Raw genomic sequence first — 13,667 nt, forward strand, 5'->3', positions numbered from 1 at the left:
GAATTAGGCATTTTCATTTTCAAATACCGACGGGCGATAAAGCATCATGCCTGTCTGAAAACATTTTTAAGGAGTCAACCATGAGCTGGCTAGACAAAATCCTTCCTCCGAAAATCAAAAAAGACGAAGGCAGCAAATCCGGCGTTCCCGAAGGTCTGTGGCATAAATGCCCTTCATGCTCTGCCACCCTCTATACGACCGATTTAGCCCAAAACCATAATGTTTGCCCGAAATGTAACCATCATAATGCCATGACTGCACGCGAGCGCTTGGATTTATTACTGGATGCGGAAGGGCGGGAAGAAATCGCAGCCAACATCAAACCGACCGACATCCTGAAATTCAAAGACAGCAAAAAATATCCGGATCGCCTGAGTGCTGCGAAAAAAGCCACTAACGAAGACGATGCGCTGGTTGTGATGAAAGGCACCATCAACGGATTGCCCGCCGTGGTTGCTGCTTTTGAGTTCCGCTTTATCGGCGGGTCGATGGGCTCGGTTGTGGGCGAGCGTTTCGTGCAAGGGGTGCGTCGCGCCGTGGCTGATAATTGTAGCTTTATCTGTGTTGCAGCCAGCGGCGGTGCCCGTATGCAGGAAGGTTTGAATTCATTGATGCAGATGACGAAAACCAGCGCTTCTTTGCATCTTTTGAGCGAAAACGGCCTGCCGTTTATTTCTGTACTGACCGACCCGACCATGGGCGGCGTATCCGCCAGCTTTGCATTCTTGGGCGACATCGTATTGGCCGAGCCGGGCGCATTAATCGGGTTCGCCGGCCCGCGCGTTATCGAACAAACCGTACGCGAAACGCTTCCGGAAGGCTTCCAGCGAGCTGAGTTTTTATTGGAAAAAGGCGCCATCGACCAAATTGTCGACCGTCGCCAAATGAAACAGCGCATCTGCGATTTGATTACATTGTTGCGTCGCGAAGAGGCGGTTAACGCCGCGTAACGCTTGTTTTTAACAAAAGCCTGTCTGAAAACTGTATGATAAATAAATCACAACGGTTTTCAGACAGGCTTATTTTCTTTTCCTTATCTGGAAACTGTATTGGACTTTTTGGGCTTCCAAAGAGTGGAGAGTGTTCGCGCCGAAGGCACTTCACCAGATGTTTTGGGCACTGAAGCCGCTGCAAAGAAAGCTTGTGCGGAAATTGATGCTATTTGGGCCGATTTCTCGGCAGAATAGGCTTATTATGGTTATTCAATACGGCATCGAATCTGCAAGGTGAAAACGGATTTTCAGACAGGCATTGAGTTGATAGTCAAATAAAGGAGGGGCGGTTTTCCCTCCTTTTGTTTTGGGCGCAGTTTATGGTAGCCTAACGCAACGGTTGATAAGCAATATCAGATTATCAATCGTTATAAATAAAATAAACTTGTCTACAAGGAGCATCGGAAAATGAATCAACGTGAAACCGCCCGCCTGCTGGCTGAAACCATGATGGCCGGTTTTAACCGACATTACACCCTTTACCGCGAAGCATCGGCGCAGGCGAAGGGGCTGTTTGAGGCGGCGGATTGGAAGGGCATACAGGAATTGGTGGCGCTGCGTATTCAAATGTACGACAGCAGGGTGGCGGAAGCGGTGGAAGCCTTGCGCAGCCAATTCGATGCAGGCAATCTGCCCGATGAAGTTTGGGCTGTGGTCAAGAAAGACTACATCGCGTTGTTAATCGACCACAAGCAGCCTGAGCTGGCGGAAACGTTTTTCAATTCCGTATCAACCAAGCTGCTGGCCAAAGAGTATTTCAACAACCAGTTTATTTTTGTCAAACCCGCCACAAGCACCGAATTCATTGATTCGGAAGAACGCATTTTCCAGTCTTTCTACCCTGATATGCAGGGCTTGCGCGGCTGCTTGCGCAAGATTCTGCAGCATTTCGGCTGGCGCGTTCCGTTTGAAAACATGAGGGAAGACGTTATCGGTATTCTGCATGCGGCAAAGAATTATTTGAAAGAAGAATGGCCGCCAAGGGAATTGAACTTGCATATCCAAGTGCTCAATTCGGCTTTTTACCGCAATAAATCGGCTTATGTTTTCGGACAGATGATTAACGGCAGCAGCAAATATCCGTTTGCGCTGGCTGTGGTGCACAACGAGGGCGGTTTGCAGATTGACGCGGCTTTGTTTGATCCGAAGCAGATTTCCGTATTGTTTTCGTTTGCCCGGGCTTATTTTTTGGTTGATATGCCGGTGCCCAGCGGCTATGTGCGTTTTCTGCGCGAGATGCTGCCGATGCGTTCCGACGGCGACTTTTATACTTTGCTGGGATTGCATAAGCAGGGCAAGAATATTTTCTGGCGCGAGTTTGCCCGGCATTTGGATCATTCGCAGGATAAATTTATTTTGGCGCCGGGCATTAAAGGCTTGGTTATGAGCGTCTTTACCCTGCCTTCGTTTCCTTACGTGTTTAAAGTGATTAAAGATACTTTCGGGCCGAATAAGGATTTCGACCGGGAATATGTGCGCCAGAAATATCTGCTGGTCAAAAAACACGATAGAGTGGGGCGCATGGCGGATACGCTGGAATTTTCCGATGTGGCGTTGCCGAAAAGCCGTTGCGACGAAGCTTTTCTGCAAGAAATGCGAACATTGGCGCCAAGCCAGATTGAGGAAACCGATGACAGGGTGGTTATTAAACACGTTTATATCGAATATCGCCTGAAGCCGCTGAATCTCTTTATGCAGAGGGCAACGCCGGAAGAAAAGGCGGCGGCGGTTGTCGATTATGGGTTTGCTTTGAAAGAATTGGCCAGCGCCAATATTTTCCCAGGCGATATGCTGTATAAAAATTTCGGTATGACGCGCTTCGGACGGGTGATTTTTTATGATTACGATGAAATCGAGTACATGACCGACTGTAATTTCCGAAAAATCCCGCCCGCGCCGAATCCTGAAATGGAAATGTCGGACGAGGTTTGGTATCCGGTGCATAAAGGCGATGTGTTTCCCGAAGAATTCGGCCCTTTTCTGCTCGGCGAGCCCGATGTGCGGCAGACGTTTCTGAAGCATCATAAAGAGCTGCTTACGCCTGAATTTTGGCAGGCAAAAAAAGAGCGGCTGATGCAGGGCTTATTGGATGATTTTTATCCTTATCCGCAATCTTTGCGTTTCAGGCCGGAAAAAACAGCGGCGGGATTGGTGGACGAATCGGATGTTTGACGAGCTGGACGAATGCCTGTCTGAAATATTTTCAGGCAGGCATTTTTCAGTGTTTTTATTTAAACAAACGCCCTTGTGCCAATAGGGATTTGACCGGTGCGAAATCGCGGCGGTGTTCGGGGAGCACACCGAATTTTTGTAAGGCGGCCAGATGAGCCGCGGTGCCGTAGCCTTTGTGTCGCTCGAACCCGTATTGCGGGTAGCGCTCGGCCAAAGCATACATTTCGGCATCGCGAGCGGTTTTGGCCAGCACGGATGCGGCGGAAATCTGAATGATTTTGCTGTCGCCTTTTACAATCGCTTCTGCGGCAACGCCCAAATCGGGTGGAATGCGGTTGCCGTCAATCAACACTTGGTTTGGACGAACGTTTAAGCCTTGCACGGCACGGGTCATGGCCAGCATGGTGGCGTGTAGGATGTTGAGGCGTTCGATTTCTTCAACGCCGGCCGAGGCTACGCACCATGCCAAAGCCTGTTGTTTGATAATGATACTAAGCTCGTCCCGCTTTTTTTCACTTAGCTTTTTAGAGTCGGTCAGGCCGGGTGTGTGGCAGTCGACCGGCAAAATAACGGCGGCAGCAAATACGCTGCCAACCAGAGGGCCTCTTCCGGCTTCGTCTACGCCGGCAATGATGTTGTGCATGGTTTTCCTGAATGGCTGTGAATGCTGGTTGAATTATAACGAAGATTGTCTTGCAAACCGAATAGGCGTAACAGCCGAACGATGCGCTATTTTATACAGCGGCGTGAGCCAAACGAAAATGCCTGTCTGAAATTTCAGGCAGGCATTTGTTTATTATGCACGGTATAGATCGTGAGCAGACGTTTTATCGATGAGGGGAAAACCGTTTCACCGCAAATCTTAAGCGCAGCAGGCTTGGCTTTGTGCCTGAATCTGGTCTTGTACGGATGCGGTCAAATCGGAGTCGCCGCAAGAGTAGCAGTGAACGGCATCGGCGATTTGTTTCGCATCCCAAGTCACTTTGCTTTCGGTAAATACGAATTGCTCGATTTGGTATTCGCTGCCTTTAAACCAGTTGTTAACCGTGATGCTGTCTTCCGAAGTTCTGCCGCCGTCTTCTGCTTGGCTGGCGATGTTGATCAGCAAATCGTTGCCGCAGCGCTCGAAGCATAAGTCAGAAGCTTTAATTTCACCGTTGAACTGCAAAATGTCGGTGTGGGAAGAATCGCAGTCGAAATCGTAAATCACGTCGTGGTCGTAGCCGCGCGCGAATACATAAGTATCGCAACCTTCGCCGCCGTTCAGGATGTCGTTGCCTGTACCGCCGTCTAGGAAGTCGTTACCTCTGCCGCCAACCAAAATATCGTTGCCTGCGTGACCGTATAAGTTGTCGTTGCCGTCTAGCGAGCTCAGGAAGTTTTTGCCGTCGTTACCGTGTAACACGTTGTTTAAATGGTTGCCGATGGCGTTGAGATCGTGGTCGGTTAACAGTGTGATGTTTTCAACGTGATTGGGCGCAGTGATGTTGACGCTGCTTAGAATGGTATCGTCGCCTTCGCCGGCTTTTTCAATAACTTTGTCGTGGTGGTTGTCAACGTAGTAAGTATCGTTGCCCGGGCCGCCGATCATGATGTCGCATCCGGATTCGCCGTCTAAAATGTCGTTACCGCCTTTGGAAATGATGATGTCGTTACCCGGACCGGTAGAAATATCATCGTTGTGATCCGTGCCGTAAACGATATCGTTTTGGGAAGGGTCGGAATGACACCAGCCTTTTTGGTCGTCCCAACACCAATTGCCGTGATTGCCGCCTTTATCATGATGATGTTTGTCATAACCAGGATTGCAACCCCAGTCTTTACCGCCCCAGCCGTGACCATGGCCATGGCCGAAGTCTTTGCCGTAACCGCAGCCGTCGTGCCCCCAACCGGGTGCGCAACCGAATCCTTTAGCGTGGCCGTGTCCCCAACCATGGCCGTGGCCGAACTCTTTACCGTAGCCACAGTCGTTATGACCCCAACCGCCCCAGCCGTGGCCATGACCGAAACCTTTGTGATGGCCGTTATCCCAACCGTGGTTGTGCGGGGCGAATGATTGACCACAGTTCCATTGTGGAACGCCTCTCGGCGCGCAGTGGCCGAAAGAACCTTTAAAACCGTATGCAGACATTTGTTAACCTCCGAAATTACTGTTGTTAGTTACCTTAAATATAATAAACAGGAGATGCCGTTTAAATAATCGTGTGTTAAGGCGGTATGTATATTAATTAACTTACAAAAAATAAATGTTTTTTTACGAAAATCGGCGGTTAAATAAAACAAATGGCGTATGGGTAATGATATTTCATTATTTTTATGTGTCTGTATGGTATTTTTTGTTAAATTTTATGTTTTTATGTTTTTGTCATTATTGGTGGCGGATGGTAAGTGTTTGACATAGTCGCTTTTTGATTAGATATATGTTTAATGCCTGTCTGAAAAAACAAACCGGATTCTAACTAAATAGAATCCGGTTTGTTTTTTCAGACAGGCATCAGTCCATTTCGACAATCACTTTTATTGCTTTTTCGTCGGCCGCATGTTTGAACACGTCATAAGCTTTTTCCATGTCGGCAAATTTCAAATGATGGCTTGCCAGTTTTTCTAAAGGCAGTTTGCCCGATTCGCAAGATTTGAGCAGCATGCCGGTGGTATTTGTGTTAACCAAGCCGGTGGTAATGGTCAGGTTTTTAATCCACAATTTTTCTAACTCAAAGTTAACAGATTTGCCGTGTACACCTACGTTGGCAATATGACCGCCTACCTTAACAATTTTTTGGCAGATATCCCAGGTCGGTTCGACACCCACCGCTTCCATAGCACAATCTACGCCTTTACCGCCGGTAATTTCCAATACTCTGGCAATCGCATCTTCTTTGGCAGAGTTGATGATATGGGTCGCTCCCATTTCTTTTGCCATTGCCAAGCGGCTTTCATCCATATCGATTGCAATAATATTGGCAGGGGAGTAGAACTGAGAAGTGAGCAAGCAACCCATACCAATCGGGCCGACACCGACAATAGCAATCGAGTCGCCGGGTCTGACGTTGCCGTATTGCACGCCGATTTCGTGGGAAGTGGGTAGAACGTCCGACAGGAATACGGCCACATCGGTGTTCAGGTTATCGGGAAGATGATAGAGCGAATTGTCGGCAAAAGGTGTGCGAACGTATTCGGCTTGGGTGCCGTCTATCATATAGCCCATAATCCAACCGCCGTCTTTTTCGCAGTGAGCATAGAGTTGCTTCTGGCAATTTTCGCAAGAGCCGCAACGGCTGACGCAAGAAACAATTACCTTGTCGCCTTTTTTGAAGTTTTTTACGGCAGAACCGACTTCTTCAACGATGCCGATGCCTTCGTGCCCTAAAATGCGCCCCGTCCACTCGCCTGTTTTTTCACGGGCAACAGCTTCGATTTCCGGATTTTTACCTTTCCAGATACCCAAGTCGGTACCGCAGATAGTGGTTTTGGTAATGCGAATGACCGCGTCGGTTGCATCGATGATCTGAGGTACGGGACGGTCTTCAAAACGGATGTCGTTGGCGCCATAATAAACCATGGCTTTCATTGAATTGTTCATAGTTATGCTCCTAGTAGAAAACGGTTGGCACTAAAGAAATAGAAATCAATATTTTTCCTTTGGTGGAAATTTGTTAATAGTGATTTCTATTATTATCGAATACTTAAATAAAAGCCAATATTTATATTAATAAATACCATTTATTCAAATTAGAATAACCGACAGGTGTTTCAGATAGGATTTTAAAATCATAAGATTAAAAAATTTCATGGCATTATATAAATTCTGACTGTTATTGTTTTCATTATATAGTTGTTTTGATTTTATATGCAAATACGAAATTTTAATCCCTTAGTTAGAAAAATAAAATGTTATGTTATAACAAAATATTTTATTTGTTCTTATAGAGAAATAGAAAACCCGCCTTTATATTATTGAGAAAATATTCCAATAATATAAAGGCGGGTTTTTAAAATAATTAAAACAGAGGATTACACTTTGGCTGCAGCAGCAACTTCCGCAGCATAGTCCACTTCTTTTTTCTCAATGCCGTCACCCACTTTATAGCGAACGAAAGAAACAACTTCCGCACCGTTTTCTTTCAAGAATTGGGCAACGGTTTGATCAGGGTTCATCACAAACGCTTGGCCGTTTAAGGTAACCTCTGCCAAGAATTTTTTGATGCGGCCTTCAACCATTTTAGCTGCAATATCGGCCGGTTTGCCGGATTCGATGGCTTGCTGGGTGTAGATGTGGCGCTCTTTTTCAACGGTTTCCGCGTCAACTTGGCTTTCAGACACGCATTGGGGTTTGGCGGCAACGATGTGCATACCCACTTTACGGGCGACGTCTTCTGCACCTTTGAATTCAACCAAAACGCCTTCCGTTGCCAATGCACCGTGGATGTAAGCGGTTAGGTTGTTGGCGGTTTCGATGATTTCGAAACGGCGAACCGACATGTTTTCACCCAATTTGGCGATGATGGCTTTACGTTCTTCTTCAACCAATGCGCTTAATTCTTCCAGTGTTGCCGGTTTTTTCTCGGCGGCAGTTTTGGCGACGAAATTGGCGAAGCTAACAAAACCGGTGTCTTTCGCAACGAAGTCGGTTTCGCAGTTAACTTCAACCAGTGCGCCGACATTGCCTTCGATGGCGTAAGCCAATACACCTTCAGCGGCGGTACGGCCAGCCAGTTTGCCGGCTTTGGCGCCGGATTTAATGCGCAGGATTTCTTCGGCTTTTGCCATATCGCCGTCGGCTTCAACCAAGGCTTTTTTGCATTCCATCATACCCAAGCCGGTAGCGGCGCGCAGATCGGCAACCATTTTTGCGGTAATTGCAGACATTTTTGTCTCCTAGAGATAATTTTAAAAACGATAAACACAACGGCTTGTTGTGTTTGAGGAACTTATACAGCCGACAGGGCAGAATTGAACGGCCAGCCTGCCTCTGTTGGATATTGACGGCGGGTTCCCCAATGAAAAATGAACGGAGTTTGCCAGAATGAATTTTCAGACAGGCATTTCATGAGCAACAAAGGGGCGGAAGCCCCTTTGTTAACAGCAGATGATTAAACGGCTGCAGCTTCTTGAGCGGCGGCAACGGTTTCGGCAACGGCTTGGTTTTTACCTTCCAATACGGCATCGGCAATACCGCGGCAATACAAGCGGATGGCTTTGGCAGAGTCGTCGTTGCCCGGGATAACGTGTTTCACGCCGTCGGGGCTGTTGTTGGTATCGACTACGGCGATAACGGGAATGCCCAATTTAGCGGCTTCCACCAAGGTACCGTGTTGGTAGCCGGTGTCGATAACGAAGATAGCATCTGGCAAGCCTTTCATGTCTTTGATACCGCCCAGCGAGCGCTCCAGTTTTTCTACTTCGCGGGTCATATCCAGCAATTCTTTTTTGTTGTAGCCGCTTTCTTCCGCGTTTTCCAGAATCGCTCTTTTTTCTTCCAAGCGTTTGATGGATTGTTTAACGGTTTTGTAGTTGGTCAGCATGCCGCCCAACCAGCGGAAATCAACGTAGGGCATGCCGGCGCGGACGGCTTCTTCGCGCACGATTTCACGAGCCTGACGCTTAGTGCCGACAAACAGAATGGTGCCTTTGTTGGCAACCAAACGGCGAACCACTTCTTGTGCCTCTTGGAACAGGGGCAGGGTTTTTTCCAGATTGATGATGTGGATTTTGTTGCGGGCGCCGAAAATGTATTCTGCCATTTTCGGGTTCCAGTAACGGGTTTGGTGGCCGAAGTGTACGCCGGCTTCAAGCATTTGGCGCATGGTAATCTGAGACATATTAAATTCCTTATAAAGGGTTAATGCAAACACCCGCGCATAGAACTTGGCGAAGGCCGGTTATTAAAGGCATAGCGGCGGTTTCGGCAAGCACCCTTATAGCGCAGAGTGCGGGCGTTATTAAAAATAAACGGTTAAAATAAACATTCCCGAATTCGGGAACCGAGTAATTATATAGATAATGCCTTAATCAGGCAAGGTTTTGTCTTCCTGCGGGGGTTGCTGCATCAACCGTTTGTTACGCCGCCGTGTTTTGACTACCCAAAACATGAAAAGCGTGGGCAGGATGGTCCAGAACACTAAATAAATGAGTATTCTGGCGATGCCGGGTTGGGCCAGAGAAAACATTAATGTGGTGAAAATATAGCCGATGGCGATGATATGCCACATGTGTGTTGCCTTTAAAAAGTGTTTTTCAGACAGGCATTATAATCATGCGAAAGAATATTTGCTTGGTTGGCGATGCGATGATTATATGCCTGTCTGAAAACATGAAATTTGCTATAATCGGCGCTTTATCCCCCAATCTGAAAAAGGAACTTCCCAAATGGCAGACTTTAATAAAATTCTGGATGCTGGAAATGTGGATGGCGGCATTATCAATGTGGTTATCGAGATTCCTGCCGGCTCTAATCATAAAATCGAGTGGAACCGCGAATTGGCCGTGATGCAGCTTGACCGCGTGGAGCCGATTGCATTTGCAAAGCCGACGAACTACGGCTTTATTCCGCAAACGCTGGATGAAGACGGCGATGAGCTGGATGCTTTAATTATTACTGAAACGCCGTTGCCAACCGGTATCTTTATGGAAGCCAAAGTCATCGGCGTGATGAAGTTTGTGGACGACGGCGAGGTGGATGATAAAGTTGTGGTGGTTCCTGCCGACGACCGCAACAATGGCAATGCCTACAATACATTGGCCGATTTACCGCAACAATTGATCAAGCAAATCGAGTTTCACTTCAATCATTACAAAGACCTGAAAAAACCGGGTACCACTCAGGTAACCAAATGGGGCGATATTGAGGAAGCCAAAGAGGTTATCCGTGAATCTCAGGCGCGTTGGAAAACCCTGTAATAGTTTGTAATAAAAATCATGATGGCGCTGCTTTTATGCCTGTAAAAGCAGCGTTTTTCTTTTTCAGACAGGCATTGTTGATGCTTTTGAAATGCAGATAATTAATATCGGAATAAGCTGCTAAGCCAATGTTTATGGCACATTTGAACCGATTATTCTTAAACGGTTTCTTTTTATAAAAAATCAAACTATAATCGGTCTGGCTTTATTTATTACATTTAATTACAAAACAGGAGACTCCTCAATGGCTCTCGTATCCATGCGTCAACTTCTCGACCACGCCGCCGAAAACAGCTATGGCCTGCCTGCCTTTAATGTGAATAATCTTGAACAGATGCGCGCCATTATGGAAGCCGCAGACCAAACCGGTGCCCCCGTTATCGTTCAGGCCAGTGCCGGCGCCCGCAAATATGCCGGTGCACCTTTTTTACGCCACCTGATTCTGGCTGCGGTGGAAGAATTTCCGCATATTCCCGTGGTGATGCACCAAGATCACGGCGCATCGCCTGATGTGTGTCAACGTTCCATTCAGCTGGGTTTTTCGTCTGTGATGATGGACGGCTCGCTGTTGGAAGACGGTAAAACGCCATCAACCTATGAATATAATGTCGACGTAACCCGCCGCGTGGTGGAATTTTCTCATGCTTGCGGGGTGTCGGTTGAAGGTGAGATTGGCGTGCTGGGCAATCTAGAAACCGGCGAGGCAGGAGAAGAAGACGGCGTAGGTGCTGTGGGTAAGCTTTCTCATGATCAAATGCTGACCAGCGTGGAGGATGCCACCCGTTTTGTGAAAGATACCGGTGTGGATGCGCTGGCGATTGCCATCGGCACCAGCCATGGCGCCTATAAATTCAGCCGTAAGCCTACCGGCGACGTGCTGCGTATCGACCGTATCAAAGAAATTCATGAAGCCTTGCCGAACACGCATTTGGTGATGCACGGTTCCAGCTCCGTGCCGCAAGAATGGTTGAAAATCATCAATGAATACGGCGGTGCCATTGGCGAAACCTACGGCGTGCCGGTGGAAGAAATTGTGGAAGGCATCAAGCACGGCGTGCGCAAAGTGAATATTGATACCGACTTGCGCTTGGCTTCAACCGGTGCAATCCGCAGATTTATGGCGGAAAATCCGGCTGAGTTCGACCCGCGCAAATATCTGGCGAAAACGGTGGAAGCGATGAAACAAGTGTGTATCGACCGTTATCTCGCCTTCGGCTGCGAAGGCCAAGGCGCTAAAATCAAGCCGGTTTCGTTGGAGAAAATGGCCAATCGTTACGCTAAAGGCGAATTGAACCAAATCGTTAAATAAACCTTTAAAGCAACCTTTCGATTGCAATAAAATGCCTGTCTGAACTTTTTCAGACAGGCATTTGAATATAAGCGTTAACATAAAAGACAAGATAAAATATCAGGAAGCCTTTGCAAACAGGCATGTTTAGATTGAAAATACCGTATCAGCCTTTAACAGGAATATTTATGAACAAATCTTTATTGGCGTTGGCCGCCGCACTGTGGTTGAGCGCTTGCAGCCAAGGTGAAACTCAAACCGCCGCCTCTGCCGCCTCTGCTGTTTCTTCCGCTGCCTCCGCGCCGAAACCGGTAGCTGCGGCTGCTTCTGCGGCATCGGCCGCTTCCGACAGTTGGGTTACCGATAACGGCGAAAAAACCAATGCGATACCCCAATCGACTTCGGCATCCCAAGCTTCTGCCCCGGTTGCCGCGGCCAGCAGCGCCGCACCGAAAATGCCGGCACCAGCTGCAAAACCGACGGACACCAAACTGACGGCCGCCTGTGAAAAATTGGTTGATCGGATGAGCCGTTGCTATGACCGTTTGCCTGCCGAATCGGCAGGCGAGATGAAAGCCACGTTAGCCGAAGTGCGTACTTCTTTGGCAGGAACCGACGAGAATACGTGCAAAAATATGTCGGAAGAATTCAACGGGACCGCCGCTGCTTTGGGTTGCGAATAAGCAAGACCCAATGCCTGTCTGAAAATGTTCAGACAGGCATTCTCGTAAGGAAATCAACCGAGCTGCCAAGTGCTATAATAGCCGGCGTTTTGCCAATAAATTCAGAGAAATAATATGTCCATCATTATCAAAACACCCGAAGAAATCGAGAAAATGCGCGAACTCGGCCGCTTGGCCGCCGAAGCACTGGATTATATCGGCCAGTTTGTCCGCCCCGGCGTTACAACAAATGAAATCGACAAACTGATTTATGATTACCATGTCAACGAGCAAGGCGGTTATCCGGCGCCCCTGAATTACGGTAACCCGCCATACCCGAAATCTTGCTGTACTTCGATTAACCACGTTATCTGCCATGGCATCCCCGATGATAAGCCTTTAAAAAACGGTGATATTCTCAATATCGACGTGACCATCAAAAAAGACGGTTTTCATGGCGACTCAAGCCGCATGTTTGCCGTAGGCAAAATCAGCCCTCAGGCACAGCGCCTGATTGATGTTACCCATCAATCCATGATGGCCGGCATCGAGGCCGTTCGCCCCGGCGCTACGCTGGGCGATGTCGGTTATGCCTGTCAGCAGGTGGCGGAAAACGCCGGTTATTCGGTGGTGCAGGAGTTTTGCGGCCACGGTATCGGCCGCGGTTTTCATGAGGAACCGCAGGTGCTGCATTATGGCAAGAAAGGTCAAGGCACGGTGCTCAAACCGGGCATGATTTTCACTATAGAACCGATGATAAACCAAGGTAAACGCCATTTGCGGATTCTGGCCGACGGCTGGACAGTGGTCACGAAAGACCGCTCGCTTTCCGCTCAATGGGAGCATGAAGTGCTGGTTACCAATACCGGTTATGAGATTTTAACCGTCAGTCCGGCCTCCGGTAAGCCTTAAATAGGCTGAAAATGCTAAAAACGCTGCCCGTATTATCTGGCAGCGTTTATTTATTTGTCGTAATAAAATGCTAAAAAAATGCTATTTGCATTATCAATGTGCCATTTGATTTACAATCTTGCAGTTTGTTCCATTTCTCACACAACTTTATCTGTGTTTGCGTTAAGTATCTATAATTTTATTCGATTACTGTTGAAATTATTTGGCAAGACCCTATACTGCATACGCATAATTCGCATCACAAATAAAAACGACTTTCTACAATAATAAAGAATTGCCAATCACATAGTTAAATAAGGAAACGTATCAAATGGCTAATTTTGAAAAAATAGATAATATACGCGACATTCGTCGCAGTTTGGGCATGAACCAAGTGGAATTCTGGAGCAAACTGGGGGTAACTCAGTCTGGCGGTTCCCGTTATGAATCAGGCAGAAATATGCCTAAACCCGTGCGTGAGCTTTTGCGCTTGGTCCATATTGAAAAAGTGGATTTGGGTAAAGTTAACAGCGATGATTTGGCTGTGGCTTCTATGTTGAAGGAGAGAAATCCTGAGCTTTACGAGCAATTGCTTGTGGAAGCTCGCTCTAGAAAATCATAGTTTGCACTTTATCTTTAAGTATTCAGACAGGCATTTCCGTTTTGGAAATCCTGTCTGAATTTTTTTGTAAAACCGGCGGAGTGCTTTTGCAAACCTTGTCGGCATAAGGGGCAAACCTATATAATTATTCGTTAAATTTTTTA

12 protein-coding genes and 1 pseudogene are annotated in these 13,667 nt (G+C 47.4%); 7 read left to right on the forward strand and 6 right to left on the reverse strand.

All coding sequences use genetic code 11. From position 1 onward, the window contains the following. Nucleotides 1-80 precede the first annotated feature (80 nt). Both accD and aceK read left to right on the forward strand, forming a co-directional pair. A complete protein-coding gene (gene accD, locus Q4A84_RS01830) occupies nt 81-950 on the forward strand; it encodes an acetyl-CoA carboxylase, carboxyltransferase subunit beta (RefSeq protein WP_303087217.1) in 870 nt (289 codons plus the stop codon). A gap of 450 nt (nt 951-1,400) precedes the next feature. Next, nucleotides 1,401-3,164, forward strand: coding sequence for a bifunctional isocitrate dehydrogenase kinase/phosphatase (gene aceK, locus Q4A84_RS01835; protein ID WP_303087218.1), 1,764 nt, complete (start codon nt 1,401-1,403; stop codon nt 3,162-3,164). Between the two features lie 55 nt (nt 3,165-3,219). Here aceK and rnhB read toward each other — a convergent pair. The 6 genes and pseudogenes from rnhB to Q4A84_RS01865 form a co-directional block, all read right to left on the reverse strand. Next, a pseudogene (gene rnhB, locus Q4A84_RS01840) lies at nt 3,220-3,810 on the reverse strand (ribonuclease HII); the annotation flags it as partial. Between the two features lie 216 nt (nt 3,811-4,026). Beyond that, on the reverse strand, nt 4,027-5,295 hold the full coding sequence (locus Q4A84_RS01845) for a calcium-binding protein (protein ID WP_303087219.1): 1,269 nt from the start codon (nt 5,293-5,295) through the stop codon (nt 4,027-4,029). 363 nt (nt 5,296-5,658) lie between these two features. Next, nucleotides 5,659-6,732: a zinc-dependent alcohol dehydrogenase family protein gene (locus Q4A84_RS01850; RefSeq protein WP_303087251.1), complete on the reverse strand. Its 1,074-nt coding sequence runs from the start codon at nt 6,730-6,732 to the stop codon at nt 5,659-5,661. 443 nt (nt 6,733-7,175) lie between these two features. Continuing rightward, nucleotides 7,176-8,030: a translation elongation factor Ts gene (tsf, locus tag Q4A84_RS01855; protein WP_303087220.1), complete on the reverse strand. Its 855-nt coding sequence runs from the start codon at nt 8,028-8,030 to the stop codon at nt 7,176-7,178. A 224-nt stretch (nt 8,031-8,254) separates the two neighbouring features. Continuing rightward, nucleotides 8,255-8,983, reverse strand: coding sequence for a 30S ribosomal protein S2 (rpsB, locus tag Q4A84_RS01860; protein WP_303087221.1), 729 nt, complete (start codon nt 8,981-8,983; stop codon nt 8,255-8,257). A 186-nt stretch (nt 8,984-9,169) separates the two neighbouring features. Next, complete coding sequence (locus tag Q4A84_RS01865; RefSeq protein ID WP_303087222.1) at nt 9,170-9,373, reverse strand: hypothetical protein; 204 nt, start codon at nt 9,371-9,373, stop codon at nt 9,170-9,172. 157 nt (nt 9,374-9,530) lie between these two features. On the opposite strand from Q4A84_RS01865, the gene Q4A84_RS01870 reads away from it, so the two are divergent. The 5 genes from Q4A84_RS01870 to Q4A84_RS01890 all read left to right on the forward strand — a co-directional run bounded on the left by Q4A84_RS01870 (nt 9,531) and on the right by Q4A84_RS01890 (nt 13,524). Next, nucleotides 9,531-10,061, forward strand: a complete 531-nt coding sequence (locus Q4A84_RS01870) for an inorganic diphosphatase (RefSeq protein WP_303087223.1) — start codon at nt 9,531-9,533, stop codon at nt 10,059-10,061. Nucleotides 10,062-10,305: 244 nt separating this feature from the next. After that, the gene (gene fba, locus Q4A84_RS01875; protein ID WP_303087224.1) at nt 10,306-11,370 is read left to right on the forward strand and encodes a class II fructose-bisphosphate aldolase; all 1,065 of its coding nucleotides are present in this window, start codon (nt 10,306-10,308) and stop codon (nt 11,368-11,370) included. A 167-nt stretch (nt 11,371-11,537) separates the two neighbouring features. Next, nucleotides 11,538-12,032, forward strand: coding sequence for a hypothetical protein (locus Q4A84_RS01880; RefSeq protein ID WP_303087225.1), 495 nt, complete (start codon nt 11,538-11,540; stop codon nt 12,030-12,032). A 114-nt stretch (nt 12,033-12,146) separates the two neighbouring features. Further along, nucleotides 12,147-12,923, forward strand: a complete 777-nt coding sequence (map, locus tag Q4A84_RS01885) for a type I methionyl aminopeptidase (RefSeq protein WP_303087226.1) — start codon at nt 12,147-12,149, stop codon at nt 12,921-12,923. Nucleotides 12,924-13,233: 310 nt separating this feature from the next. Continuing rightward, nucleotides 13,234-13,524, forward strand: a complete 291-nt coding sequence (locus tag Q4A84_RS01890) for a DNA-binding transcriptional regulator (protein ID WP_303087227.1) — start codon at nt 13,234-13,236, stop codon at nt 13,522-13,524. Nucleotides 13,525-13,667 lie beyond the last annotated feature (143 nt).

The sequence above is a fragment of the Neisseria sp. genome (assembly GCF_030527965.1).
Lineage (GTDB): Bacteria > Pseudomonadota > Gammaproteobacteria > Burkholderiales > Neisseriaceae > Neisseria.

What these genes read in the sequence shown, in the direction of transcription:
- accD (WP_303087217.1), top strand. Translation starts at nt 81, where the DNA reads ATGAGCTGGCTAGACAAAATCCTTCCTCCGAAAATCAAAAAAGACGAA.
- aceK (WP_303087218.1), top strand. Translation starts at nt 1,401, where the DNA reads ATGAATCAACGTGAAACCGCCCGCCTGCTGGCTGAAACCATGATGGCC.
- Q4A84_RS01845 (WP_303087219.1), bottom strand. Translation starts at nt 5,295, where the DNA reads ATGTCTGCATACGGTTTTAAAGGTTCTTTCGGCCACTGCGCGCCGAGA.
- Q4A84_RS01850 (WP_303087251.1), bottom strand. Translation starts at nt 6,732, where the DNA reads ATGAAAGCCATGGTTTATTATGGCGCCAACGACATCCGTTTTGAAGAC.
- tsf (WP_303087220.1), bottom strand. Translation starts at nt 8,030, where the DNA reads ATGTCTGCAATTACCGCAAAAATGGTTGCCGATCTGCGCGCCGCTACC.
- rpsB (WP_303087221.1), bottom strand. Translation starts at nt 8,983, where the DNA reads ATGTCTCAGATTACCATGCGCCAAATGCTTGAAGCCGGCGTACACTTC.
- Q4A84_RS01865 (WP_303087222.1), bottom strand. Translation starts at nt 9,373, where the DNA reads ATGTGGCATATCATCGCCATCGGCTATATTTTCACCACATTAATGTTT.
- Q4A84_RS01870 (WP_303087223.1), top strand. Translation starts at nt 9,531, where the DNA reads ATGGCAGACTTTAATAAAATTCTGGATGCTGGAAATGTGGATGGCGGC.
- fba (WP_303087224.1), top strand. Translation starts at nt 10,306, where the DNA reads ATGGCTCTCGTATCCATGCGTCAACTTCTCGACCACGCCGCCGAAAAC.
- Q4A84_RS01880 (WP_303087225.1), top strand. Translation starts at nt 11,538, where the DNA reads ATGAACAAATCTTTATTGGCGTTGGCCGCCGCACTGTGGTTGAGCGCT.
- map (WP_303087226.1), top strand. Translation starts at nt 12,147, where the DNA reads ATGTCCATCATTATCAAAACACCCGAAGAAATCGAGAAAATGCGCGAA.
- Q4A84_RS01890 (WP_303087227.1), top strand. Translation starts at nt 13,234, where the DNA reads ATGGCTAATTTTGAAAAAATAGATAATATACGCGACATTCGTCGCAGT.